The organism is Kocuria turfanensis (assembly GCF_001580365.1).
Lineage (GTDB): Bacteria > Actinomycetota > Actinomycetes > Actinomycetales > Micrococcaceae > Kocuria > Kocuria turfanensis.
The window spans coordinates 3523056-3548136 of sequence record NZ_CP014480.1; the positions used below are offsets into that span (position 1 = coordinate 3523056).

At 71.2% G+C, this 25081-nt stretch carries 18 protein-coding genes; 3 read left to right on the plus strand and 15 right to left on the minus strand.

Going from position 1 to position 25081, the window contains the following annotated elements; all coding sequences use genetic code 11:
- Nucleotides 1–510: 510 nt before the first annotated feature.
- The 5 genes from AYX06_RS16105 to AYX06_RS16125 form a co-directional block, all read right to left on the minus strand.
- Nucleotides 511–1275 carry a Na+/H+ antiporter NhaA gene (locus tag AYX06_RS16105; RefSeq protein ID WP_062736631.1) on the minus strand — a complete coding sequence of 255 codons (765 nt, stop codon included), beginning with the start codon at nucleotides 1273–1275 and terminating at the stop codon, nucleotides 511–513.
- Nucleotides 1276–1377: 102 nt separating this feature from the next.
- Nucleotides 1378–1875: a DUF2505 domain-containing protein gene (locus AYX06_RS16110; RefSeq protein WP_062736632.1), complete on the minus strand. Its 498-nt coding sequence runs from the start codon at nucleotides 1873–1875 to the stop codon at nucleotides 1378–1380.
- Between the two features lie 89 nt (nucleotides 1876–1964).
- Complete coding sequence (locus AYX06_RS16115; RefSeq protein WP_147017410.1) at nucleotides 1965–3473, minus strand: hypothetical protein; 1509 nt, start codon at nucleotides 3471–3473, stop codon at nucleotides 1965–1967.
- 195 nt (nucleotides 3474–3668) lie between these two features.
- Nucleotides 3669–5267: a glycosyltransferase family 39 protein gene (locus AYX06_RS16120; protein ID WP_062736634.1), complete on the minus strand. Its 1599-nt coding sequence runs from the start codon at nucleotides 5265–5267 to the stop codon at nucleotides 3669–3671.
- On the minus strand, nucleotides 5264–6559 hold the full coding sequence (locus AYX06_RS16125) for a glycosyltransferase (RefSeq protein ID WP_062736635.1): 1296 nt from the start codon (nucleotides 6557–6559) through the stop codon (nucleotides 5264–5266). The genes AYX06_RS16120 and AYX06_RS16125 overlap by 4 nt, the downstream gene beginning before the upstream one ends.
- Nucleotides 6560–7549: 990 nt before the next feature.
- Here AYX06_RS16125 and mfd point away from each other — a divergent pair.
- On the plus strand, nucleotides 7550–11266 hold the full coding sequence (gene mfd / locus AYX06_RS16130) for a transcription-repair coupling factor (protein ID WP_062736636.1): 3717 nt from the start codon (nucleotides 7550–7552) through the stop codon (nucleotides 11264–11266).
- 84 nt (nucleotides 11267–11350) lie between these two features.
- Here the strand turns inward: mfd and AYX06_RS16135 are convergent, their stop codons facing one another.
- The 4 genes from AYX06_RS16135 to AYX06_RS16150 form a co-directional block, all read right to left on the minus strand.
- A complete protein-coding gene (locus AYX06_RS16135) occupies nucleotides 11351–11779 on the minus strand; it encodes a hypothetical protein (RefSeq protein ID WP_062736637.1) in 429 nt (142 codons plus the stop codon).
- A gap of 156 nt (nucleotides 11780–11935) precedes the next feature.
- On the minus strand, nucleotides 11936–12370 hold the full coding sequence (locus AYX06_RS16140) for a hypothetical protein (protein WP_062736638.1): 435 nt from the start codon (nucleotides 12368–12370) through the stop codon (nucleotides 11936–11938).
- Nucleotides 12371–12583: 213 nt separating this feature from the next.
- Nucleotides 12584–14158 (minus strand): alpha/beta hydrolase fold domain-containing protein, encoded by a 1575-nt coding sequence (locus AYX06_RS16145; RefSeq protein WP_062736639.1) that lies wholly within the window; start codon nucleotides 14156–14158, stop codon nucleotides 12584–12586.
- 186 nt (nucleotides 14159–14344) lie between these two features.
- Entirely contained in the window at nucleotides 14345–15244 is a 900-nt protein-coding gene (locus AYX06_RS16150; RefSeq protein ID WP_062736640.1) for an SDR family oxidoreductase, read from the minus strand.
- A gap of 145 nt (nucleotides 15245–15389) precedes the next feature.
- On the opposite strand from AYX06_RS16150, the gene AYX06_RS16155 reads away from it, so the two are divergent.
- The gene (locus tag AYX06_RS16155) at nucleotides 15390–16664 is read left to right on the plus strand and encodes a PP2C family protein-serine/threonine phosphatase (protein ID WP_186815607.1); all 1275 of its coding nucleotides are present in this window, start codon (nucleotides 15390–15392) and stop codon (nucleotides 16662–16664) included.
- A 43-nt stretch (nucleotides 16665–16707) separates the two neighbouring features.
- Here the strand turns inward: AYX06_RS16155 and deoC are convergent, their stop codons facing one another.
- From deoC to cobA, 3 genes are all read right to left on the minus strand, one after another.
- Nucleotides 16708–17361 (minus strand): deoxyribose-phosphate aldolase, encoded by a 654-nt coding sequence (deoC, locus tag AYX06_RS16160; RefSeq protein WP_062736642.1) that lies wholly within the window; start codon nucleotides 17359–17361, stop codon nucleotides 16708–16710.
- Between the two features lie 90 nt (nucleotides 17362–17451).
- Nucleotides 17452–18312, minus strand: coding sequence for a uroporphyrinogen-III synthase (locus AYX06_RS16165; RefSeq protein WP_062736643.1), 861 nt, complete (start codon nucleotides 18310–18312; stop codon nucleotides 17452–17454).
- Nucleotides 18302–19324, minus strand: coding sequence for a uroporphyrinogen-III C-methyltransferase (gene cobA / locus AYX06_RS16170; RefSeq protein WP_062736644.1), 1023 nt, complete (start codon nucleotides 19322–19324; stop codon nucleotides 18302–18304). The genes AYX06_RS16165 and cobA overlap by 11 nt, the downstream gene beginning before the upstream one ends.
- Before the next feature lie 152 nt (nucleotides 19325–19476).
- Here cobA and AYX06_RS16175 point away from each other — a divergent pair, with 152 nt between their 5' ends.
- Nucleotides 19477–20199 (plus strand): sirohydrochlorin chelatase, encoded by a 723-nt coding sequence (locus AYX06_RS16175; protein ID WP_062736645.1) that lies wholly within the window; start codon nucleotides 19477–19479, stop codon nucleotides 20197–20199.
- Between the two features lie 55 nt (nucleotides 20200–20254).
- Here AYX06_RS16175 and AYX06_RS16180 read toward each other — a convergent pair whose 3' ends face one another.
- From AYX06_RS16180 to AYX06_RS19430, 3 genes are all read right to left on the minus strand, one after another.
- The gene (locus tag AYX06_RS16180; protein WP_062736646.1) at nucleotides 20255–21763 is read right to left on the minus strand and encodes a glycosyltransferase family 39 protein; all 1509 of its coding nucleotides are present in this window, start codon (nucleotides 21761–21763) and stop codon (nucleotides 20255–20257) included.
- Nucleotides 21760–23388, minus strand: coding sequence for a glycosyltransferase family 2 protein (locus tag AYX06_RS16185; RefSeq protein WP_062736647.1), 1629 nt, complete (start codon nucleotides 23386–23388; stop codon nucleotides 21760–21762). The genes AYX06_RS16180 and AYX06_RS16185 overlap by 4 nt, the downstream gene beginning before the upstream one ends.
- A gap of 557 nt (nucleotides 23389–23945) precedes the next feature.
- Entirely contained in the window at nucleotides 23946–25013 is a 1068-nt protein-coding gene (locus tag AYX06_RS19430) for a glycoside hydrolase family 26 protein (RefSeq protein WP_084271683.1), read from the minus strand.
- Nucleotides 25014–25081: the final 68 nt, after the last annotated feature.

Below are 25081 nucleotides of genomic sequence, written 5' to 3' on the forward strand. Positions count from 1 at the left end.
GTCTAAAGCAAAAAGCTGGTGCTGCGGAGGTCTGGTTGCGCCGCACGATGCAACTGCGCGGAACGATCCACCACAAGTGGGGACGAGTCGTTGCCGCTTGTCGGTTGAAAAGCCCACAGGAGCGGATCTGGTGAAAATGCTCCATGACGCTGTGTTGCAGGCTCTGCCGGGCTGAAGGCGAAGGCTCCGCCCCTGTCCGGCGGGCAGTGGTGGGGAGGGATGGTCTTCTGGCAGCAGCTCGGCAGATCGGCGGCCCCGGCGAGGGGTGCGCAAGATGTCGAAGTCTTTACATTTTGTTCATCCGGTGGAGACATCTCGAGCCAGCAGGCAAGAGCACGGAGTGCCTGTAGCCGGGTGTGGGGACGGGCACTCGAGGCCACCCAGGAACGGTCCCAAGTCTGGTCGTGGCAGAACCCGACCTCGGACGGAGCGCAGAGCTCGGCAACGGCCGACCGGGGTGGCCGGTCCCCGAAGCATCGAGCCGCCCGCCGGAACCCTCCGGCGGGCGGCTCATGCCCGTCGGGCCGCGCTCCTCGTGCCTGAGACATCAGGAGAGGGCGTCCATCTTGTCGACGACCCCACCTTCCAGGCGCAGCCTCTTGTAGTGGGTGTTGCGCACGGCCAGCAGTGACCCCCGACCACCGCGGCGATCGCCGAGCCGGTCAGGATGCCGACCTTGGCGTGCTCGTCGTGCGGGCTGCGCAGGCCGAAGCTGAGCTCCGCCACGAGGACGGAGACGGTGAAGCCGATGCCGGCGACCATGGCCAGGCCGCCGAGGTCCAGCCAGGTGTAGTCGTCGTCCTTCGCGGCCGGGGTGAAGCGGTCCATCAGCCAGGCCGCGCTGAAGATGCCGATCAGCTTGCCGAGCACCAGGCCGACGACGATGCCGATCGCCACGGGGTCGGACAGGGACGCCAGCACACCGCCCAGCCCGCCCACGGCCACGCCGGCGGCGAAGAACGCGAACACGGGAATGGCCAGGCCGTTGGACAGCGGCCGGAAGCGGTGCTCCGGGGCCGGGGCAAGGCCCAGCTCGGGGTCCTCCTGCCGGATCACCCGTGGGGTGACCTTCTTCACCGGCACCGCGAAGCCCAGCAGCACCCCGGCGATGGTGGCGTGGATGCCAGCCTCGAGCACGAACAGCCAGGTGACGATGCCGATGGGCAGCAGGACGACCCAGGCGGCCCAGTGGTGCTCCATGAAGAACTCCGGGAACCTTTGGGCCAGGAACGCGAACAGCCCCAGCGGGACGAGCGCCAGGAGCAGGTACAGCACCCTGAGGTCGTCGGTGTAGACGAATGCGATGATGACGATCGCGCTTCCCGGCCGCCCGGCGCCGTAGCTCAGCGAGGCCTGTGGCTCAGCGAGGCCGACGGCTCAGCGGCTCGCGAGCCAGGCCTCCGCCTCCCGGGACTGCAGGGACAGGGCCTTGCTGACGTAGGGCTCCGCGGCGGCGGCGACCTGCTTGCCGACGAACGGGATGTTCGCCTCCACGGTGCAGTCCACGTGCACCTCGGTCTGCTCGCCCTGCGGGCGCAGGGTCTGGTGGGCGCTGCCCGAGACCGGCAGGGACGCGACCTTGATGTCGCTGCGCACCACGCGGGAGCCGTCCGCGGCTGGGGCCTCGTAGGCGTCCGTCTGAGTCACGTGCAGGGCGGGCCCGACGAACCGCTGGGCGACGTCCGGCAACCGGTCCGCGGGCATGGCGCGGACCGTGGTGACGGTGAACGCCCCGGTGGTCTCGCCCAAGCGCTCGAAGGACTCCAGGGTGGCGCCGGCCTTGCCGGCCACGTGGCGGACGAAGGCCTCGTCGGCGAAGGTCGCGACGACCTGCTCGACAGTGGCGGGGACGGTGGTGGAGGCGGTGACGGCCATGGGGCTCCTCGGTAGGGGCGGATGCGTGCTCCCATGGTAGGCGGGCTCCGGGGCCGGGGTGGGGACCGAGCACCTCGTACCGGCTCCCCTCATCCGTCGATCAGGACCGTCGTGACCGTCGTCGCGGGGGACGGGAACGCGATCCGCCCGTTCCGGTAGGAGCCGGAGTCGACCCGGACGGGATCCTGCCACTGGGCTCCTGCGCTGTCGGAGGGGTCCATACCGCGCACGGTCTGCCACACCTCGTAGCTCCCCGAGGCAGGGACGCCGCGGACGGCGAGCACGACGTCGTGGGCCCGGCTCAGCGACTTGTTGACGAGGACGACGTTCTTCTGCCCGGTGGAGGCGAACAGCTCCACCTCCGGCAGTGCAGTGGTGCACGCGGCCATGGACCCGGTGGGCCGGCGGAACAGGTCGCCGCCGGTCCACATCTTGAGGCCGTAGTAGGCAGGGGTCGGCAGCCGGTGGCTGGCGGGCGCGCCGTTGTTCGCGCCGCCGGGGGTGATCAGCCCGAGCGGCCCGTTGTTGTCGGAGTACTGGTAGGCCCGGCCGCCCTGCTCCACGAGGCGGCCGATGGTGCAGGCCCCGGCCACGGTGTTCCGGGAGGTGTAGAACTGGCCGGCTCCGTGGTGGGGCTCCTCGTAGCGCCACATCCAGTTGTACTCACCCAGCTGCACCCCCACCCGTCCGGCCGTGTGGGGCCGGGAGGCGACGGCCTGCTGGAGCCCCGTGACCGCGTCCGAGTAGCGGGGGAGGTCCGCGCCCTCGTACAGGTGGAAGTCGACGACGTCCACGTCGTGGCCGCAGGCGTCGAGGAAGGCGTCGTAGAGGTCCTTGTTCCAGGAGGCGTAGCTGACCAGCGAGGGGCCGGCGATCTCCAGCGTCCGGCTCGTGGCCGCGCGCATCGCGCCCACGATGGTGCTGAACCCGGAGCCGCCCTTGCCGCCGTGGATGTAGGCGGCCATGCCGAACGCCGCGTCCCCTCCGTTGTCCGGCTCGTTGCCGATGATCCAGTGGTCGACGGGGCCGCCGTGCCGCCCGCCGTCGTCGTTGAAGTAGCGGACGAGCGCGGCGGCGTCGTCGGCGAGGATGTCGTTGTCCCCGGTGGTGCCGCCGACGACCACCACGGGGGTGCCGCCGATGGACCTGATCGCCGAGACGTAGTCGCCGGCGTCACCGTAGGAGCGCGCGCCCCCGGCGGACGATCCCGGGCTGCCGCCGTGCCAGGCGAGCGGGATGCGCCAGACCAGCGGACCCAGCCCGCCCAGCGTGGCGCGCCAGGCGGCGGAGTCGGCGGCGGAGCCCTTGACGATGTTGACGTTCTCCCCGTCCCCGGAGTAGGTGGAGATGCACGATCCGAAGGAGACCTCGCTCAGTTCGGAGCCGTCGCGGGCAGCCGCGAAGTCCACCGTGGCATCTGCGCCGTCCGTCGCGCAGCCGGCCAGCAGCGCCCCGACGCCCAGATGGGCCGCTGTTGACAGGACACCGCGGCGGGTCATGATCGGCCGGGGCAGGCCCGCGGCCGGAGAGGCGCGGTGGGCGGGCTCGACCGGTCCCTGGCCGGTGGGCCGTGGTGTCGGCTGGTGCTCGGCAGGCACGGAGCACTCCCATCGGTTGCGGCTGGACATTGCGAAGGGGCTCGGCACGCAGCAGGGGGACGGAGGCCGCGGGGAGGGCGGCGGAGGAGCCGGACGGTGGACCACGTGCGCGCGGTACAGGTGCCGGAGGACGAGGGCACCGGCCAGTGTACCCGCCCGGGTGGCGGGACCCCTGGTTCCTGCCCGCTCCGGGGCCTAGCCGGTCCGCACGCGGTGCACGCTCCACTCGCCGAAGGTCTGCACCGGCACGGAGTTCTCCAGGGCCTCGCCGGCCATGGTGAGGTCGTGGATCTCGATGTTCGTGTCCGTGTCCGGGCCCTGGACGACCCAGTCGATCGCCGTCCAGCCCTCCGGGTGCTCGAGCAGGAACTGGGGGTCGAGATCGGCCTTCTCGGTCGCCACCACGGTCCAGGGGCTCCTCGTGCCGTCCGGGTTCAGGTCCTGCCACAGGGAGTAGGGCACCAGGACGGTCTCGTCGCGCGGGACGTTCTCCTCGACCCACTCCAGGGCGGACGCCCAGTCGCCGTTGACCTGCCGGCCGAGCAGGTCCCTGTCCTGGGACCACCAGTGCGGAACGGCCGTCTGGAGCAGCACGACGGCGACACCTCCCGCGGCCAGGAGCCGGAACGCTGTGCGCCGGCCCGCCGGGAGCGTCGTGGTGAGCTGCTCGAGCGCGTCCAGCAGCGCGTTGAGCCCGGCGCCGACGGCCAGCGCCAGGAACGGCACCACACCGATGATGTACATGGCCGGCAGGTAGCCGTTGCCTATCACCACCGGCACGGAGAAGCTGGCGATCGCGACCGGGATCCACACCGTCCTGCGCCGGGCCAGACAGATCAGCGCGGCGATGATGCCGGCCGTGATGAGGTACGTGTCGAAGTACAGCCAGCCCTCCAGCAGCTCGGCGCGACCGGAACCGGCCTCCCAGGCCGAGCCCGAGCCCGAGCGGTTCAGGAACTGGTACGCCAGTCCGTCCTGCAGGGACAGGTGGTCCGGACCGGACACCAGCTCGGCGCGCAGCAGGGCCAGTAGCGGATAGAAGCCGAGCACCAGTCCCCCCACGGTCAGGAAGCCCACGAGGGAGAACGCCCGGTTGGACCAGGAGGGCCGGTTGAGCAGGGCGACCATCAGGGCGGGACCGAAGATCGCCAGGGTCTCCTTGGACAGGACGGCGACGGCGAAGAACGCGCCGGCGCCGACGTGGTGCCACAGGGCGTCCCGGTGGGACAGGGCCAGGTAGAAGGCCAGCAGCAGCCAGGGGGTCCCGATGTTGTCCAGGTACACCTGGCGGCCGATGGTCAGGGAGAGCGGGGAGAGGACCAGGAGGAGCACGGTCAGCGCGGCGACGGGCCGGCGGATCCGCAGCCGCCGGGCGATCAGGTAGACCAGCAGCGCGGTGGCCACGAAGAACGGGGCCATGGCATATCGGGCGGCACCGATGTCGGTGCCGCCGCCGAGGCCCAGCAGGTCCGGGATCCAGACGAGGGCACCGAGCATGACCCAGCCCAGCGGCGGGTGGTCGTAGCCGTAGGCGTAGGGGGCCAGCTCGCCCCCCAGCACGCTGAATGCCTGGGTGGTGTAGGTGCCCTCGTCGTCCTGGTAGCCGGTCGCGCCGTTCACGTTCCACACGCTCAGCACGGCCGCGGTCGTTCCCAGGACCGCGAGGATCACCCGGTCGTACCAAGCTTCAGGGATGCCGCGCAGGAACCCGCGGTGCTCGGGCTCGGCCGGCGAGGATCCTGCGGTCGGGGCGTGGGACTTCGGTGCCCGCAGAGGTGCGGTGATCGTGTTCATGCTGCCACCAGCTTTCCGGCCAGGTGTACGTCGGTCAGGTGCGCGCCCGAGTGGGCGGTCTTCTCCCAGCGGAAGTCTCCGCGGTGGAACTTCACCAGGGCGCGGACCGCGGCGAAGGCCAGCACCATCTGGTAGAACGGCGTGCCCACCACGAGCCGCACGTAGTCGTAGGCGCTGATCCTGACCCGGTGGTCACGGCCGAACTCGTGGAGCATGCACACGTCGAAGGCGATGGTGGCGACGGTGGGGATCAGGGGCAGGAACGCGATCAGCGTGACGGCGACCGGGAACCCGCCCCACACCGCCGCGATGATCGCGAAGGGGATGACCACCCCGGCGAAGGCCATGAAGTGCTGCTGCATCAGCGTCCACCAGGCCATGAACCGGCGGCGGCGGGTGGGCAGCCGCTTCCAGTCGCCCTTGGCCAGCACCTGCATGAATCCCAGGGACCAGCGGGTGCGCTGCTTCACCAGGCCCTTGAGGCTGTCCGGGGTCTCCTCCCGGGTGACCAGTTCCGGGGAGTAGGCCACCACGATCTCCCGTCCGAGGGTGGAGAGCCGCACCCCCAGGTCGCAGTCCTCGGCCAGGCAGCCGGCGTCCCAGCCCCCGACCTGCAGCAGCAGGTCGCGGCGCACGAACACGGTGTTGCCGCCGAGGGGGATGAAGCCCCGGCTGGCGTGGGCGTGCAGGCGGGAGCGGAACCAGGTGAAGTACTCCAGGCAGTTGCGCAGGGAGTACCAGGTGTCCTTGAAGTTCATCAGCTGGACGGCGCCCTGGACGACGTCCGCGTTGCGGTTCACGAAGCAGCTGTCGATGTTGCGCAGCAGGTCCGGGGCGGCGATGGACTCGGCGTCGAACACGCCCACGATGTCGTTGCGGCACATGGCCAGGGCCGTGTTGAGCTGCCGGGGCTTGTTCTTGGGCACGTTCTCGTCCACGCTCACGCGCACCCGGTCCGGGTGCTCCGCGGCGAGGCGCTGGGCGACGGCCACCGTGTCCGGGTCGTCGTGGCCCACCGAGATGATGACCTCGAGCTGCCGGTGCGACTGCCCGAGCAGAGCCCCGAGAGTGGCCCGCATGACCGTCTCCTGCTCGTGGCGGCACGGCATGATCAGCGAGAACGAGTGGGCATCCTGGGCCCGCAGACCGCCGTAGAGCGTCCGTTGCTGAGTGTGCGGATCCCACCAGGCATAGGTGTTCAGGTAGAGCGTGGACGCCGCAATGGCGAACAGCGCCACGGCGACGAAGATGACGAGCAAGGAAAACAGACCTGCGTACAGGACAGCATCCATCGGTCCCCCCCAAGGGTTGCTGAATGACGTACTTGTGTGATGGGCCGGGCGCGCGGCGACCGGATGACGCTCAGTGCCGGCGCCGTGCTGCCCGGAGCCCCAGCGAGCAGGACGACGCGGCTGCGGCCGTGGCGGAGCGACTCCCCGGTGCACCATGGACCGGGCGTCGTGCCGGATCGTCTCGTCGTCCTCCGCCGGCCGGCGTGGGCCGGCGGGAGCATCGGAGAATCCAGTTCCCGGTGATCGATGCAGACATGGTGGTTCCCCCTGACGTGCGGAACGAGTTCGTGAGGCGTCGGCAGCACTGTGGAAGCTGATGCGGCCGGCTCGGTTGCTCGGGACGTGACCAGGAATGCGCGATGTTCCCCGGCCTCGGCAGCCTCCCCCCGGAAGCTGGCTGATGTGCAAAAGCTAAGTCATTTCCGCGCACTGGATGCCGGAGCAACCTCGGTGATGGGATTCACAACGCGCGGCCACAGAGGGGCGCACGGTCGGCAGACGCAGCGTCGCCCCTGGTCAGGGAAATATATGAAAACGCGGGGCAGCCCTCGGCGCTCGATTCTCCCGTTTGTCCCCCGTTCTGCGCCCTTGACCGGCGCTCGGCGTTGTGCGGGTGGGCAGGTTTTCGTGAGGCGCGCCCGAGCGGATGTCCCGGTGTTCTGCGCTGTTCGTCCGAGGCGCGTGCGACGCCCGTTCAGGGGCCCGGAGGGGCCGGCTGGTGCCGGGAATCGGCCGCCGTCGAGGCCGTGTGGACGCCGTGGTGGGGGCAGGAGCTCGAGCTGCGAGCCCGGCGTGGCCTTCCGCGGATTTCGCACTTGTGAAGAAGTGTGAAGTCGGTACGTGGTGGACGTCGGGTCCCGTTCGTGGGCGGGCCTCCGGGCCTCGGGCGCTGTCGGGGCCCGGGAGTAAGCTGGAACCCGCGAACGTCGGCTGCTGCAGCCCTTTTGCCCCGCCAGCACTTCCCACAGCGTCCCAGGAGACTGTGCACCCATGACCTTGTCCGGACTGCTCGCCGCCCTCGGGGCGGAGCGCTCCTTCGCCAACCTCCGCGCCCAGGCCGCCCTCCCGCCGGGGGAGCGCAGCCCCGAGACCGTGATCAGCGCCCCGGACGGGATGCGCGCGGTGCTCACGGCCCAGCTGCGCGGGGCCCTGGACGCCCCGGGAGCGGCCGGCGACCGGGCGCCGGTGCTGCTCGCCGTCACCGCCACCGGCCGCGAGTCCGAGGACCTCGCCGCGGCCCTGGGCGCCTACTTGCCCGCCGGGGAGATCGCCGAGTTCCCGGCCTGGGAGACGCTGCCGCACGAGCGGCTCTCACCCCGCTCGGACACCGTGGGCCGCCGCCTGGACGTGCTGCGCCGGCTGGCCGGCAAGGACCCCGAGCGCCCGCTGCGGGTGCTCACGGCCCCGGTCCGCTCCGTGCTGCAGCCCGTCGTCGAGGGCCTGGGCGAGATGACCCCGGTGCGCTTCGCCCGCGGGGAGGAGCTCGACTTCGACGCCGCCGTCACCGCCCTGTCCCAGGCCGCCTACGCCCGCGTGGACATGGTGACCCGCCGGGGGGAGTTCGCCGTGCGCGGCGGGATCATCGACGTCTTCTCCCCGGTCGAGGACCACCCCGTGCGCATCGAGTTCTTCGGGGACGAGGTGGACGAGCTGCGCTGGTTCGCCGTCGCGGACCAGCGGACCCTGACCGGCACGGACCACCCCGACCGGCTCGTGGCCCCGCCGTGCCGGGAGGTGCTGATCACGCCCTCGGTGATGTCCCGGGCCGCGACGCTGCGCAACGCGCTGCCCGGCGCCGAGTCGATGCTCGAGCGGATCGCCGGCGGCATCTACGTGGAGGGCATGGAGTCCCTCGCGCCCCTGCTCGTGGACGGCATGGTCCCCGTGCTCTCCCTGCTGCCGCCGGGCTCGCTCGTGGTGGTCATGGAGCCGGAGAAGGTCCGGACCCGGGCGCACGACCTCGTGGCCACCAACGAGGAGTTCCTCCTCGCCGCGTGGGACTCCGCCTCCGACGGCCGGTCCGCGCCCATCGACATCACCTCCGCCGAGCACGCCGCGCAGACGGGCGACGACGAGGGCCGCACGCTGGCCTCCGGGTCCTTCCAGACCCTCGCCGAGGCCCGCTCCACCGCCCTCGACGCCGGGCTCGGCTGGTGGTCGGTCACCGCCCTCAACGTCAACGCCGTGGCCGGGCAGGACGTGGACGCGGACACCGCGGCGGAGGACATCGCGCTGCTCGACTCCGACGCCGACACCCTCACGGTGGCCGCCCGCGACCCGCACGGCTTCCACGGCGACGTCGAGGCCATGCTGGAGTTCCTCCAGGGACGGGTGGCCGACGGCTGGCGCGTCGTCGCCGTCACCGAGGGCCCCGGACCCCTGGCCCGGATCGCGGAGCTGCTGCACGACGCCGGCATCCCCGCGTCCCGCCGGGACTCGCTGGTGGAGGAGCCGCAGCCCGGGGTCGTGGAGCTCACCACCGCGGTGGCCGGCAAGGGCTTCGCCCTCGACGGCCCGCGGATCGTGCTGCTCACCGAGGCGGACCTGCTCGGCCGGGCCAGCCCGTACACCACCAAGGACATGCGCCGGCTGCCCGTGCGGCGCAAGCGCAACGCCGTGGACCCGCTCTCGCTGTCCCCGGGCGACTTCGTGGTGCACGAGCAGCACGGCATCGGACAGTTCGTGGAGCTCATCCAGCGGCCCATCACCGGGGCCATGACCAAGCCGGGGCAGCCGAAGCCCGTGCGCGAGTACCTGGTGCTCGAGTACGCGGCGTCCAAGCGCAACGGCCCGCGGGACCGCCTGTTCGTGCCCACCGACCAGCTCGACCAGGTCACCAACTACGTGGGCGGCGAGGCGCCGACCCTGTCCAGGATGGGCGGGGCGGACTGGAACAAGACCAAGCGCGCCGCCAAGCGGGCCGTCAAGGACATCGCCAACGAGCTCATCCGCCTCTACTCCGCACGGATGGCCTCCCGGGGCCACGCCTTCGGGGACGACACCCCGTGGCAGCGGGAGCTGGAGGAGGCGTTCCCCTACGTCGAGACCCCCGACCAGCTGACCACCATCGACGAGGTCAAGGCGGACATGGAGCGGGAGGTGCCCATGGACCGGCTGATCTCCGGGGACGTGGGCTACGGCAAGACCGAGGTCGCCGTGCGCGCCGCCTTCAAGGCCGTGCAGGACGGCAAGCAGGTGGCGGTGCTCGTGCCCACCACGCTGCTCGCCCAGCAGCACGCCGAGACGTTCAGCGAGCGCTTCTCCGGCTTCCCGGTGCACCTGGCCGCCCTCTCCCGGTTCCAAACCGCCAAGGAGACCAAGGAGGCGCTCGCCGGGCTCAAGGACGGATCCGTCGACGTGGTGATCGGCACCCACCGGCTGCTGTCCAAGGAGGTGCAGTTCAAGGACCTGGGCCTCGTGGTCATCGACGAGGAGCAGCGCTTCGGCGTGGAGCACAAGGAGAAGCTCAAGGCCATGCGGACGAACGTGGACGTCCTGGCGATGTCCGCGACCCCGATCCCGCGCACCCTCGAGATGTCCCTGACCGGGATCCGCGAGACCTCCACCCTGGCCACCCCGCCGGAGGAGCGGCACCCCGTGCTGACCTACGTGGGCGCCTACACGGACAAGCAGGTCTCCGCGGCGGTCCGGCGCGAGCTCATGCGCGAGGGCCAGGTCTTCTACATCCACAACCGGGTGTCCTCGATCGAGCGCACGGCCAAGGAGATCGCCGAGCTCGTGCCCGAGGCGCGGATCGCCGTGGCCCACGGGCAGATGTCCGAGTCCCGGCTGGAGCAGATCATCGTGGACTTCTGGGAGAAGAAGTTCGACGTCCTGGTCTGCACCACGATCGTGGAGACCGGCCTCGACATCGCCAACGCCAACACGCTCATCGTCGACGGCGCCGACCGGTACGGGCTCTCCCAGCTGCACCAGCTGCGCGGGCGCGTGGGCCGCGGCCGCGAACGGGCCTACGCCTACTTCCTGTACCAGGCGGAGAAGCCGCTCTCCGAGACCGCCCTGGAGCGGCTCAAGGCCGTCGCCGCGCACAACGAGCTCGGCGCAGGCATGCAGCTGGCCGTCAAGGACCTCGAGATCCGCGGGGCCGGCAACCTGCTGGGCGGGGAGCAGTCCGGGCACATCGCCGGCGTGGGCTTCGACATGTACCTGCGGCTCGTGGGCGAGGCCGTCGCCGAGTACCGCGGGGAGGAGGACGAGCGGCCCACCGAGATGAAGATCGAGCTGCCGGTCAACGCCTACCTGCCGCACGACTACGTCCCGGGGGAGCGGCTGCGCCTGGAGGCCTACCGCAACCTCGCCAACGCCACGACGGAGGAGGCGATCCAGGAGGTCGCCGACGAGCTCGTGGACCGCTACGGCGACGTCCCCGAGCCGGTCCAGAACCTCCTCGACGTCGCCCGCTTCCGGGTGCTCGCCCGGTCCGCGGGCCTGACGGACGTCGCGGCGCAGGGCAACACGGTCCGCTTCGCCCCGGCCGACCTGCCCGAGTCCCGGCAGATGCGCCTCGCCCGCCTCTACCCCGGCGCCCAGGTGAAGGCGGTGCCCGGCACGGACACCGCCCAGGTGCTCATCCCCAAGCCGAAGACCGCGCGGATCGGCGGCAAGGACCTCGTCGACCGCGAGATCCTCGAGTGGGCGCGCGGCGTGGTCGAGGCGGTCTTCGCCAGGGAGCCCGCCGCCGCCTGAGCGGGCAGCACGGCCCTGCGCAACGACGTCGGCCCCCTCCCGGTGCGGGAGGGGGCCGACGTCGTTGCGCGAGGCGGGCAGCGCCTACTCGACGGTCTTGCCGAGCTTGTCGTCGCGGTGCACGGACGTCGTCCGCGCGTCGCGCTCGCGGACGTCGCGGGCGCCCTGGCCGAAGTCTGCGGCGGTGGTGTCCACCCCGGCCACCTCGGTGCTCGAGGGGACGTCCATGGCGAGGGTGCGGCCGCCGCGGATCTTCTTGGCGGTGCTGCTCTGCAGGACGCTCACGGGGATCAGCAGTGCCAGGGAGTAGAGGAGCAGACCGACGATCCACAGCAGCGGGCTGTTGGGGTAGCTGGCGAAGGCCCAGAAGCTGCCGACCATGATGGCCAGGCAGGCGGCCAGGAAGAGGAGGTTGTTGACGGTCCGGCCCTGGCCCGAGTGCGAGCGCACGCTGGCGCCGCCGGTCGAGGCGTCCGCGGACACGCTGGTGGACGAGTGGGCTCGGTTGGCCATGGATGGCACCCTTCTGGCGGTTCGGGGCGGCCGGTCACGGGGCCGCGGAGACGTCGGAACCCATTCTAGTAGGTTGCCCGGACCCCTTGGCCCACCGGAGTTCCGATAACGGACGGCCCCCTCCCGGTCGGGAAGGGGGCCGCCCGTCGTCGTGGCCTACTGGGTGGCCCGGCCGAGTTTGTCGTCCTTGTGCTCGGAGTGGACCTCGGCGTCACGTGCGCCGATGTCGCGGGGACCGTCGTCGAAGCGCTGCGCGGTGATGTCCACACCGGCCACCTCGGTGCTCGAGGGGACGGCCATGGCGAGGGTGCGGCCGCCGCGGATCTTCTTGGCGGTGCTGCTCTGCAGGATGCTCACGGGGATCAGCAGGGCCAGGGAGTAGAGGACCAGGCCGACGATCCACAGCAGCGGGCTGTTGGGGTAGCTGGCGAAGGCCCAGAAGCTGCCGACCATGATGGCCAGGCAGGCGGCGAGGAAGAGGAGGTTGTTGACGGTCCGGCCCTGGCCCGAGTGCGAGCGCGTGCCGTTGCCGCGGCCGCCGGTCGAGGCGTCCGCGGCAACGCTGGTGGACGAGTGGGCTCGGTGGTCCATGGGAGGCACCCTTCTGGCGGTTCGGAGCGGCCGCTCGACGGGGCCGCGGAGACGTTCGCGGTCAGTCTAGTCGTTCGCCGCCGGCGGTCGGCGGGCAGGACACGGGCGTGCCGCGGCCCGCCGGGAACCGGGTGGTTCCGGGCGGGCCGCGGCGGACGGGCCACTGGTGCCGGGGCCTCGGCCGGTGCCGGTGGCTCAGCCGAGGCCGGTGGCTCAGCTGAGGCCGGCGCCCCGGGCGGAGCCGCCGAGGGCCGCGGCGAAGTGCGCGGCGGCCTCCTGCTGGGCGGCCTCGGCCTTGTCGAGCACAGCGGAGGCGCCGAAGAACTCGTGCATCACGCCCTCGTAGTACGTCGCCGTGGTGGGCACGCCGGCGGCCTCGAGGTTCGCCGCGAACTGCTGGCCCTGGCTGCGCAGGACGTCCCGCTCGTCGGTGATCACCAGCGTCGGGGGCATCAGCGCCAGGGACTCCCGGGGCCAGCTCAGCAGGTCGATCCGGCGGTCCTGCGCCGCCTCGGGGACGCCCTCGAACGCGTGCATCGCCATCCAGGACAGCAGGGCGCGGTTGAGCGGGCGGCCGTCGGCGGCGTCCTCCATGGACTCCCCGAACTGTTCGGGGGTGGTCAGCGGGTACACGCACACCTGGGCGGCCGGGAGCGGCTCCCCGGCCTCGGCCAGCTGGAGGCAGGTGGCCGGGGCCATGTTCCCGCCCACGGACTCGCCGCCGATCGCCATCCGGGCCGGGTCTCCGCCCATCTGCGCGGCGTTGGCCACGGTCCAGCGCCAGGCGGCGAGCACGTCGTCGTGGGAGGCCGGGAACACGGCCTCGGGCGCCCGCCGGTAGTCGGGGGAGACCACGATGGCTCCGGTCTTGTTGGTCAGCCCGCGGCAGAAGGCGTCGTAGGTGTCGATGTCGAAGAGCACCCAGCCGCCGCCGTGGATCCACATGATGATCGGCAGCGGGCCCTCACCGGGAGCGGCGGGGGTGTAGACGCGCAGGGTCTGCTCGCCGCCGGCGGCGTCGGGGATCTTCAGGTCGGTCACCGAACCGACCGGCTCGGGCCCCTCCAGGCCCTGGTCCTCCATGACCTTCTTGACGGCGTCGTCGGGACCGGGCTGGGCGCGGGCCTGCTCGGGCTCGAGGATCTCGAAGGGCTGCGGGCCCAGCGAGGAGTGGGCGTCGACGATCGCCTGGGCCTGGGGGTCCAGCAGGCCGGAGGCGTCGGTGGCCAGGCGCTTCTTCTTGCCCGTCACCGCGGCCTTCGCCGCGTCGACCGGCTTGGCCACGGCACCGACCACCTTCTCTATCCGGCCCTCGTCGGGGGCGTGCGGGTGCGGAGCCGGGGGAGCCTGGCGCTTGGCGGCCAGGAACTTCTGGCCCAGCTCGGCCATCCGCTCCGCGCCGACCTTGGCGCGGAAGGCCGGCAGCTCCTCCTGCTCCTCGTCCTCCACGTGGTGGCGGGTCACGGAGATCAGCTCGGTCAGGGCGGCCTCGAACTCGGCCTCCCCGGGATCGGTCTTCTCGAGGGTGACCAGCAGCTCCTTGATGTCGCCGTGCTCCTCGCGGGCGTCGTCGTCGAACTCGTCCATCCCGAGCTCGCGCCAGAGGGGGTACATCACCGTCTCCTCGGCGAAGGCGTGCAGGGACAGCTCGAAGCTGATCTGGTCCACGAGGGTGCGGCGGTCGCCGCGGCCGGCCTCGAGGTGCTGGAACTGGCGCTCGACGATCGCGTGGTCGTCGGCGATCAGGTGGTCGATGTCACCGGGCTGGGTGGGATAGGACAGTGCCATGGCTGGGTCTCCTCACAGGGGACGGTGGGTCGGGTGCGCTCCGGTCCTCTGCCGGACCTCGATCCGGAGCGCCGGGAAGCGGTGTCGGGGAAGCGGTGTCAGGGAAGCAGTGCTGGGAAGCGGTGCGGGGCCGTGCGGCGGGGCGGGCGAGCCGGGACCGGTGCCGGACCCGCCCGCGCGGACCGATCAGGGGGTGGGCATCCCGCCGGTCGCGGCGAGGGTTTCGCCGCTGACGTAGCTGGACTCCTGGGAGGCCAGGAACACGTAGGCCGGCGCCATCTCCGCGGGCTGGCCCGGCCTGCCCAGCGGGGACTCGGAGGCGCCGAACTCGGGCAGCTTCTCCGGGGGCTGTCCGCCCACGACCTGCAGCGGCGTCCACACCGGGCCCGGCGCCACGACGTTGACCCGGATGCCCTTGGGCGCCAGCTGGGCGGCCAGGGACTTGCTGAAGCCGTTGATCGCGTATTTCGTGGAGGCGTAGTCCAGCAGGATCGGGGCCGGCTGGTAGCCCTGGATCGAGGAGGTGTTGATGATCGCCGCGCCGGGGGGCATGTGCGGCACAGCGGCCTTGCACAGCCAGAACATGGCGTAGACGTTGGTCTTGTAGGTCTCGTCGAACTGCTCGTCGGTCAGCTCCAGGATGTCCGGGCAGTACTGCTGCTTGCCGGCGATGTTGGCCAGGACGTCGATCCCGCCCAGCTCGGCCACGGCGGTGGCGATCAGCTGCTCGCAGTAGGCCTTGTCGGTGACGTCCCCGGGCACGGCCACGGCACGCCGCCCGGCGGCCTCGACGAGCTCCACGACCTCACGGGCGTCCGGCTCCTCCTCCGGGAGGTAGGACAGGACGACGTCGGCGCCCTCCCGGGCGTAGGCGATCGCCGTGGCGCGGCCGATGCCGGAGTCGGCACCGGTCACCACCGCCCTGCGGCCCTCGAGCCGCCCGGAGCCGCGGTAGGAGGACTCACCGGAGTCGGGCTTCGGCCGCATCTGCTGCTGCAGGCCCGGCCCCTCCTGCTGCTGCTCGAAGCTGTCGTCGGGACCGGGGTACTGCTTCGTGGGATCCTGCATCGTGTACTGATCGGACATGGGATTCCTTCCGCGGAACTGGATCGTAAGACTGCTTTCGATCTACGCTGGCACTCTCTTGTAGAGGTGTCAACATGGGGGGTCGGATGTCCAGCGCATGCCCAGGAACGCCGGTGGAGTCGCCGGCCGGCGGGGAGTCGGCGCCGTGACGGGCTCTCCCGGCGCGACTCCGCCGGTGGGCGGGCCGTCCGGCGTCCCGCCCGCCCAGGACGCCCAGGAACTCGCCCGCCTGGCGGCCCTGCACGAGCTCGGCCTGCTGGACACCGCCCCCGAGGAGCGCTTCGAGCGGATCGTGTCCCTGGCCCGCCTGGTCTTCCAGGTGCCCGTGGCCGCCATCGCGCTCGTCGACGCGGACCGGCAGTGGGTCAAGGCCGCCTCCGGGCTGGATGCCGGGGTCTCGGTGCCCCTCCGGTACTCGCCGTGCCACTACACGGTCCAGCAGCCGGGTGCCCTGGTCCTGGAGGACACCGCACGCGGGACCCGGGCGGTGGACACCACGGTGGTGCGCCAGGGGATGCGCTTCTACGCGGGGCAGCCGCTGCGGGCGCGCACGGGGGAGCGGGTCGGGTCGCTGTGCATCATGGACGCCGTGCCGCGGGCGTTCAGCGCGGACGAGCAGGAGGTCCTCGCCCAGTTCGGGCAGCTCGTGGAGCGGGAGCTGGCCGCCACCGGCGAGCTCGCGGCCGCCGGGGCCGCGCAGCGGGTGCTGCTCCCCGCGGGATCCGTGGGGGTGCCCGGGTACGAGCTGGCCGGCCGGTGCACACCGGCCCGGCGCGCCGGCGGGAGCTATTTCGACTGGGCCGCCGAGGACGGGCGGGTCCAGCTCGAGGCCGCCGACGTCCTCGGCGCCGAGACCGCGTCCGCGGCGGTCACCTCCGGTCTGCGCGCGCTGCTGCGGGCCACGGGTCCGGGGCGCCCCCGGCGCCGGCCGGTCGAGCGGACGGTCGAGCGGTCGTCGGTAGGGGCGCCGGCCGCGGCCGACGGCGCCGGGGCCTTCGTCACGGCCTTCGCGGCGACGCTGGAGGCGGCCGGCGGCACCCTGGTCTACGTCCTGGCGGGGTACGGCGCGGCCCTGGTCCTCGGCGCCGACGGCGGCGTGCGACGGCTGGCCGGCTCGGGGCCGGCCCTGGGGCTGTCGCCGGCCTACGGCTCCGGGTGGGACGTGCGCACGGCCGCGCTGGACCCGGGGGAGACCCTGCTGGTGCTCACCGACGGGTTCCTCGGCCTGAGCCCGGACGCGCAGCCGGCCGGGGGCCTGGACGCGGTCGCCCGGCGCTATCCGGGCGGCATCGGGGCCGACGAGGCGGTGGACCTGGCCACGGCGTGGGCCGTGACCGAGGGGCACCCCATCGACCTCACCGTCCTCGCCCTCCACCGTCTGCCCGCGCCGTCCCCGTCATCGGGGCCGGGGAGCGGCTGACGGGCCCCGCCCCGTCCCGGGACGGGGGCCGGTGCGGACGTCCTCAGCCGACGAGCGCGGGACCGCTGCTGGCGCCGATCCGGGAGGCACCCGCCTCGATCAGCGCGAGGGCGTCCTCGCGGGTGCGGATCCCTCCGGAGGCCTTGACCCCGATGTCCGGGCCCACGGTCTCGCGCATGAGCCGGACGTCCTCCACGGTGGCGCCGGCGGTCGAGAAGCCGGTGGAAGTCTTCACGTAGTCGGCGCCGGCGGCCACGGCGGCCCGGCAGGCGAGCACCTTCTGCTCGTCGTCCAGCAGGCACGTCTCGATGATGACCTTCAGCGCGGCCCCGCCCGCGTGCGCGGCCTCGGCGACCGCCGCGATGTCCCGCTCGAGGATCTCGGCCTCGCCGGCCCGCGCGGCGGCGATGTCGATGACCATGTCGATCTCCTGGGCGCCGGCGGCCACGGCCGTGGCGGTCTCGAAGGCCTTGACCTCCTTGGCGGACGCGCCCAGGGGGAAGCCGACGACGACGCACGTCAGCACGTCGCTGCCCGCGAGCTGCTCCCGCACGAAGCCGGCCCACAGCGGGTTGGTGCACACCGAGGCGAAGCCGTACTGCTTGGCCTCCGCGCACAGGGCGGCGATCTGCTCCCGCGACGCCTCGGGCTTGAGCAGCGTGGAGTCGATGTAGGAGGCGAGCTGGGGGGTGGTCACGGGCGGCCTTTCGACGGTCGAGCGGGTCGCGCCCAGCCTACCGGCCGCACCCGCCGTGTCCTGCTGCCCGGCATCTCCGGCCGGGGACGGTCAGCGCTGACCGGGCTCCTCGGACGCATCGGCCGGGCGGGCGAGGGCGTCCGTGAGCTGCTTGAGCATCGCGCCCATCCGGAACCGCTCGGGCACCAGCGGGGAGAGCCCCAGCTCCTCGAGGGGGGCGGCGGTGACGGGGCCGACGGTCGCGGCGAGCATGCCCCGGCGGAACGCTGCCAGCAGCTCCTCGTGCAGCCCGAGCTCCTCTGCGGTGCTGAACAGCGCGTCCACGGCCGGGGCGGCGGTGAACGTGACCGCGTCGACCCGCCCGGCGGCGGCCTCGCGCACCAGCACCGGCACCTGCCCGGCGTCGTCGGCGGAGGCCCAGCGGTAGGGGGTCACGGTCAGCACCCGGGCGCCGGCGTCGGTGAGCCGACGCCGCTGGGCGGCGTCGGCGATCCCGTGCAGCTGCAGGCCGATCGTGCGCCCGGAGAGGTCGCCGTCGTGCTCGGCCAGCACCAGGTCCACGAGTCCCTGGGTGGTCTCGTCGGCGGACATCCCCGCGTCCTCGAGACCCAGCCCGCGCACCGCGCCGCGGCCCTTCGGCCCGCGCACGTAGACGGCGGCCTCGTGCAGGCACAGCAGCAGCTCGGCGTCGAAGCCCTGGGCCTCGGCGGCGTCGTGCCACCGGCGCAGCCCGTAGCCGGTGGTGAGCAGGACCAGGTCCGGGCGGGCCTCGAACAGCGCCCGCGAGGCCGCCGCGAGCCCGGCGTCCTCGCCGACCGGCTCGACCTTCAGCGCCGGGGCGTGGATCACCCGGGCGCCGCGCCGTTCGAGCGCGGCGATCTGGTCCTCGGAGCGGCGGTGCGCGGTGACACCCACCACCCGCCCCGCCAGCGGCAGCTCCTCAGCAGCCATGGGCGGTCACCTCGGCGAGGAACGCGTCCCGTTCCGCGGTCGCGAGCCGCACCACGGGTCCGATGACGACGACGGCGGGGGAACCGCAGCCGGCCGCCGCGGTGTCCTTGACCGCACGGGCGAGGGTCGTGATCGTGGAGCGCTGCCGGTCGGTGAAGCCGCGCTCCACCACGGCCAGCGGCGTGGCGGGGTCCGCGCCGGAGCGGACGAGGCCGGCCACGAGGTGGGGGAGCGTGGCCACGCCCATGAGTACCACCAGCGTCCCGCCGGAGGCGCCGAGGCCGGCGAAGTGGGCGAGCTCGGCCTCGGAGAACGGGACGTGGCCGGAGGCGACGGTGAACATCCGGGAGACCTCGCGGAAGGTCACGGGGATCCCGGCGGCCCCGGGCACGGAGACCGCGCTGGTGATCCCGGGGACCACGTCCACCGGGATGCCGTGGGCCGCGCACGCGGCGAGCTCCTCGCCGCCGCGGCCGAACACGTAGGGGTCGCCGCCCTTGAGCCGCACCACGGACCGGCCGGCCAGGGCGTGCTCGACCATGAGCTCCTGGATCCGGGACTGCGGGACCGGGTGGTGGCCCGGGGTCTTGCCCACCGGGACGATCTCGGCGCCCGGGGCCGCGGCCGCCACGGCGCCCGCGGGGGCGAGGCGGTCCACGAAGACGACGTCGGCGTCCTGGAGGGCGGTCACGGCGCGCACCGTGAGCAGGTCGTCGGCACCGGGGCCCCCGCCGACCAGGGTCACCCGTCCGCCGGTCCGGGCCGAGGGCTCCTGGACGACCGGCACGCGGGCTCCGGCCTCGCGCAGCGCGTCCCGCCAGCGCTGGGCGGCGGGGCCGACGACCACGGCGAGAGCGGCCCCGGCGACGTCGGAGGCGGACAGCCGGGCGGGGTCGGCCACGGCGCGGACGTCGGCGCCGGCCGAGGCGTACCGGTGGTGGGCGCGGCGGGCCTCGTGCGGATCACCGAGGACGAGCACCGGGACGTCGGTGAGGTCTGCGGTCAGGAGCATGGGGTCCTCCAGGGGGAGAGCGGGGGTCGGGGCACCACGCATGCCATGGTGGGCCCCCTACCAGAGTGGGACATCCGTGTTACGGCGCCGTTGCACCGTGACGTCCCGTGACGGAACCTGCCCGTCCCGCCCCTCGATCATAGGCTGGGAGCATGACGACCTCCGACGCCCCCGTCCTGCTGGCCTGCGCCCACGGCACCCGGTTCCCGGCCGGGCGCACGGCCGTGAACCGTCTCGTGGACGCCGTCGCCGCGCAGCTGCCCGGCACCGAGGTGGTGCCCACGTGGGTGGACGTGCAGGCCCCGGACCTGGCCGCCCGCACCGAGGAGTACGCCGGGCGCCCGGCCGTGGTGGTGCCGCTGCTGCTCTCCGCCGGCTACCACGTCTACGTGGACGTGGCCGAGGCGGTGGCCGCCGACGAGCTCCACCGGGTCTCCGCCGCCCTCGGCCCGGACCGGGCGCTGGCCCGGCTGCTGGCCCGGCGGGTGCACGAGGCGTGCGGGGCCGCCGGCGCCCCGCTGGGGGAGCGCGACGCCGTGGTGCTGGCCACGGCCGGTTCCTCGGACCGCCGCGCGGTGGTCGACTGCGCCGCGGTGGCGGATCTGCTGGGGGAGGAGCTGGGCCGGCCCGTGACCGTGTCCTACCTGGCCGCCGCGCGTCCCCGGGTGACAGAAGCGGTGGTCTCCGCCCGGGCCGGCCTGGCGGAGGGGGGCCGCGTCGTCGTCGCCAACTACCTGCTGGCCCCCGGCTACTTCCTGGACCTCTCGCGCGCCGCCGGCGCCGACGTGGACACCGAGCCGCTGGCCGTGCCGGAGGGGGAGGTCCCGCCCGAGCTCGTCGACGTGGTGGTCTCCCGCTACCGCTCGGTGGCGTGACCTGCTTCCTGCAGGCGAGGCCTGCAGGAAGCAGGTCCACGGCCGGCTCGCTCCGTCAGCGGTTCAACTGGAAGATGTACCAGTCCTGCTCTGACCACTGCCGAACGGGGAAAGGCTCGGCCGCGAGGTCGTAGTGTGGGCTGCCGATGACTGCTTCCTGCAGGACAGCAAGCTGAGCATCCTCGGTGGGGTTTCCTGTGCTGCCCGAGCGCCACACGATCATTTCGAAGGCGCGGTTCTCCACGGCATTCCGGATGGCTCCGGGCCCGCTGTCGAACAGGCCGTAGTGCTCCACCCACTGGATGTCCGGAAACTCGTCCCGGGTGTAGAAGCTCAGCGGTAGCGATTGTGTGGACAGGTACCGGCCGGGAGGCGAGTCCTCGGCCATGAGCGACACCACACGTTCCACATTGGGCCACTCGTAGTGCATGGTGTGGGAGCGGGCCAGCCCGGAGACCAACAAGATCCACATGATGGCCGCCAGCAGAATTCCTCGCAGCGACGGTCTCGCCAGTTCGGCCAACGCCCGGCCCGCCAGCGGGGCAAGGAAGAGCGCCGAATATGCCATGTGCTTCTCGAAGGACACGGCTTCGCCGAGATGCAGTTGACCCACCAGCAGACCGGAAGCGCCGGCGAAAAGCGCAAGGACGAAGAGCGACGATCTCAGTGACCGCGCCACCAGCAGACCCCCCAGCACGGCCAGGGCGGCTGACAGGCCGATGTCCTGGGCCACATAGCCGAGCAGCTGTGACAGTGGAGCCGGGCTGAGTGCCTCGCGTCCGGTCGTGGTGAAGAGGATGCCTTCGCGGACTTCCTCACCCCACAGGGCGTACAGGCCGGCGAGAACAGCCGCAGCCACCAGAGCGGTGGTCACGGTGCGGAGCAGACGATTCGCGGCCTTCTGCTGCGGATCCCCGAAAAGCACTGCGGCCAGCACCACCGGGAGGAACGCTGCTCCGGTGTACTTGACGATCGCCGCTGCGGCGACGGCCACCCCAGCCAGTGCGGCCGAACTCCGCGAACTTCGAGTCACTCCGAGCCATATACCCACTGACAGGAGACAGAGGCAGAGGGCGTCGAAGGTAGCCAGGGCAGAGGTGTACACGACCGGACCCGTCACCGCGAAAGTGAAACCGGCCAGATTGCCGGCCGCCTGGCCGTACAGGTACTTGGAGGTGTCCCGAACGCACAACATCGTCACCACGACGCAGCCCAGGCTGAACGCACGGACCAGGGGGAGGCCCCCGACATATTGCAGGAGCCCCGCCAGGACCGGATAGGCCACCGGAACTCCCGAGAAGAAGGATCCGTAGTCGATCACGGGAGCCCCGGTCAGCCAGTGCGCAAGGATTTCTTGGCCTGCGAGAACATAGAGCGCTTCGTCCTGGAACGCCGTGTTGCCCAGTCGGAGGGACAGCAGCCCCTGGACAGTGACCAGGAGAAGAAGAGGGAAGTGTTGGATCCACCGATCTGCTCGTGGGCGGAGGCGTGTGGGGAGTACGGATGCCAGAGCCAGCCGCCAGACGGGCGCGTCCACTGTCCCGGCGATCGTGGAGGTGCTCACGCCGCATTCTCCTTGACCAGCCGGCTCTCGAGCCCGACGTGGCTGTCAGACCTCGACTGTCCATCGGGAACCAGAAGGAGAGAGGCCGGCCAGGGCTTGACTCCAAGAGCCACGAGGACCACGGGAACGAAAACGTAGACGTTCGCCAGGAGGAACAGCCCGGCCGCCCACCATCCTGCCAGCGTGAACTCCGGCTGGCCGAGCCGCCAGACGAAGGCGGCGATGACCAGTACCTGTGTCGTGCCGAGGTAGGCAACAATCAGCCGGCGCACTCGCCCGGCCAGAGGCGCGGCCTTCGTCCTGCCATGTGAGGGGACCCACTCGGACACCGTGCCGGAGAAGACGTCGATGATGGCGACGATGTGGGCGAAACTGTAGATCGCCTGTACCCGGAGGACGTCGAGGCGCCACGACGAGTTCATCAGTCTCGGGTAGACCACGAGCCAGAGCACGGCTGTGCCCAACAGCGGCAACATGTTCCAGGGGTGCATGTGCTGGGGGAAGAAAAGCGCCATGATCAGCACTGGCAGCGGAGCGAGCAAAGCGTTCATGGCCGTGGTCACGTAGTAGATGAAGCCGCTCCAGAAGCTCAGACGCTGGTGCAGGGTCAACGTCTCCTGGCGGTGGAAACCGGAGTCCTTGACAAGTTCCATGGATCCCTCGCACCAGCGGTACTGCTGCGCAATGAACCCATCGATGTCGTCGGGGCAGATGCCCTGGGTCACGTTGACCGGCACGAATCGAACGCGGTAGTCCGCGCCGTCCATGTGGATGCCGGTGAAGATGTCCTCGGAGTGGGCGATCCTCGGGAAACCTCCGATGCACTCGAGGGCCGCCCTCCGATAGAGGGCCGACGTGCCGCAGCAGACCGCCGCATCCACCGCGTCCCGGCTCACTTGGATGAATCGGTAGAAGATCTCCTGCGTGGCCCCCGCTCCGCGCTCGAGCCAATTCTTCGACAAGGGGGTTGCGAAGTACTGCGGGCTCTGGACTATGCCGATCTGCGGATCGTCCATGTAGGGCGCCAACTCCGTCAAGGCGTCCGGGCGCGGTACGAAATCTGCGTCGAGAATGAAGATCAGATCGCCGTCCGAGCGGTCGAACGCGTAACGCAGATTGCCGGCCTTCTTGAACTCCGACCCAGGCCGCGCGATGTACTTGAAGCCATGCGCCGAGGCGGCGGCACGGACTTCCGATCGGTCCATGTCGTCCAGCACGTAGACGTCGACCCGCCCGGGATATTCGAGTCGGGCGACGTAGCGGTACGTATTGTTGAGGATTTCCAAGGGCTCACCGGCGGTGGGCAGGAAGACGTCGACAGAAGGAACGCGGTCCGGCCGCCAGCTCATGCATCGACGACGATGCTCCGCTTCGGTCGTTCGGCGTCGGAACGTCGAAGTGCGCAGTCCGACGAGTGTTTCCACCGCGAGAAGAGCCAGCGGGACGAGGAAGATCAATGTCCAGTACGTCATCGTCGCAAAACCCGCGAGACTCACGGCCAGGCCCGCGAATGCGCCTGCATGGGCGACGAAGAACCAACGATGCTGTGGGCCCCTGAGGTAGTTGTACTTCTCTTGATCATCGGGTGGCGACACAATGATGTCGACGGACGAAGTGCTCGTCATATCAGTCCTAACGCGTCCAACGGTGACAGCGGATTAGGAGGGTGACGGAGTCCGATGAGCGTGCGTGCACTGATCATGGCCGGTCGACGCGAAGGTTCCCCCCGGAACCTTCGGCGTGGTGTCATCGATGTCGTGGACGATCGGATGACGTGCCTCTGAGAGCGCGAATGCACTGTCAGATGAAATCCCCCCGAGGTGCAAGGGTGGCAGGCGAGGGCAGTGCTCGGCCACGGTGAAGATTGTCACAACCTCGGCTTTTTATGATTACTCACATATTTGTACCGGCGGCGAGCATGCTGACCGCGGCCCGGAGCGAGCCGGGTGCCGCAATGATGATGCGTCATCAGCCCAGGTCGTGTGGGGGTAGTGCGAAATTTGTCCCCCGAATGGTGGTATGGACGGCGCTCGGTGCTTCGTGCGTGACCAAGTGTGTCAACGGAGCGGTTGCGCTAGGGGGGCCACTTCTGCTGGGCCCCGCAACGTGGTCCTGTACCACCCCACATCACCAGCACCTCTCGAGCCGACCTCTTCGAGGTGCTGTCGAGCCGCCTCTTCCCTCAGGGACGCAACGATGCGACTGCCTCTCGGTAGGCAGCGAGTGCTTCCTGGGACGAGTCGACCTGCCAGTTGTGTTCCTTGTCGGTGTGGAACCAGATGGCACTCTCCACGTCCGGCTGGTTCACCAGATAGTCGAAGAGTTGGCGGATCCACTCCGCTTTCGACTGCCACGGTTCGAGGCCTTCGGAGCTGGCCGTCTCCGTCACCACGATCGGGTGCGCACCCCGGAGGTCGCGTAGCTCCTTGAGGCCCGCACCGAAGAGTTCTTCGGGCGCGGTCCACCCCGAGTTCGTGGACGCCCAGTTGTAGCCGTCGATTCCCAGGAGGTCCACGGCTCCGGGGCCCGGGAAAAAATCCTCGAAGGATGCATGGTCTGATGTGTCGTCGGGGGCCCATGGGATGTTGGGTGCCCAGCACCAGCGCACGCTGGACGCTCCCGCAGCAGCGAAAATGCTGCGCACGTGGTGCCACGCCCGGACATACTGGCGCGGCGTGTTGCCCTGGACGCCGAATCCCCAGGGGTACCAGTTCCCGTTCATCTCGTGGGCAAAACGCAGGACGACATCGCGGTTCCAGGAGGCCAGTGCTTCACCCCATGTCCGGATGTGGTTGTCGTGGTCCCCGGCAAGAATGCGCGCCAGGCTGAACTGTGATTGGTCGGTGGCCGCCACAGGAGATCCTGGGTGTGGAGCATGCCAAGGCTCCCAGGTCAGAACGGGGACAGCACCCGCTGCCAAGGTTGCATCCAGTTCGAGGAGCGGTGGCGCAGCGATGGTCCAGTCGCAGAAGAGCAGGATCCATTGCGGTGAGGACCCGATCAGGTCCTCGTATGCGCGGAGCGCTGCTTCGTCTGCGGGACCTTCCGTCAGGTAGACGCCATGCTCGAGGGGACGGGTCCGGGGCTGGACGGGCAGCGTGGTGCTCGGAGACTTGGGCTCGGCGCAGGCGGTGAGTACGGACAGCGCCGCGGCCCATGTCAGGACGGAGCGACGCGATACGTGCAACGAACGGCGGGTGGGCAGTGCGCCGGTCGACATGGTCTGCCGTGGCGGCTGATCTCGCATCATGTTCGAGCCACCTTAGCAACACCGTGCGGCTGACCGGTCGGGACCGAGGGTGAGCTGATCGCCGATGC

Excerpts from the sequence above, each read along its gene's own strand:
- AYX06_RS16165 (WP_062736643.1), bottom strand. The coding sequence starts at position 18,312 with ATGGCTGCTGAGGAGCTGCCGCTGGCGGGGCGGGTGGTGGGTGTCACC.
- AYX06_RS16135 (WP_062736637.1), bottom strand. The coding sequence starts at position 11,779 with ATGGCCAACCGAGCCCACTCGTCCACCAGCGTGTCCGCGGACGCCTCG.
- AYX06_RS16140 (WP_062736638.1), bottom strand. The coding sequence starts at position 12,370 with ATGGACCACCGAGCCCACTCGTCCACCAGCGTTGCCGCGGACGCCTCG.
- AYX06_RS16175 (WP_062736645.1), top strand. The coding sequence starts at position 19,477 with ATGACGACCTCCGACGCCCCCGTCCTGCTGGCCTGCGCCCACGGCACC.
- AYX06_RS16150 (WP_062736640.1), bottom strand. The coding sequence starts at position 15,244 with ATGTCCGATCAGTACACGATGCAGGATCCCACGAAGCAGTACCCCGGT.
- cobA (WP_062736644.1), bottom strand. The coding sequence starts at position 19,324 with ATGCTCCTGACCGCAGACCTCACCGACGTCCCGGTGCTCGTCCTCGGT.
- AYX06_RS16110 (WP_062736632.1), bottom strand. The coding sequence starts at position 1,875 with ATGGCCGTCACCGCCTCCACCACCGTCCCCGCCACTGTCGAGCAGGTC.
- AYX06_RS16185 (WP_062736647.1), bottom strand. The coding sequence starts at position 23,388 with ATGACGAGCACTTCGTCCGTCGACATCATTGTGTCGCCACCCGATGAT.
- AYX06_RS16145 (WP_062736639.1), bottom strand. The coding sequence starts at position 14,158 with ATGGCACTGTCCTATCCCACCCAGCCCGGTGACATCGACCACCTGATC.
- AYX06_RS19430 (WP_084271683.1), bottom strand. The coding sequence starts at position 25,013 with ATGATGCGAGATCAGCCGCCACGGCAGACCATGTCGACCGGCGCACTG.
- AYX06_RS16120 (WP_062736634.1), bottom strand. The coding sequence starts at position 5,267 with ATGAACACGATCACCGCACCTCTGCGGGCACCGAAGTCCCACGCCCCG.
- mfd (WP_062736636.1), top strand. The coding sequence starts at position 7,550 with ATGACCTTGTCCGGACTGCTCGCCGCCCTCGGGGCGGAGCGCTCCTTC.
- AYX06_RS16125 (WP_062736635.1), bottom strand. The coding sequence starts at position 6,559 with ATGGATGCTGTCCTGTACGCAGGTCTGTTTTCCTTGCTCGTCATCTTC.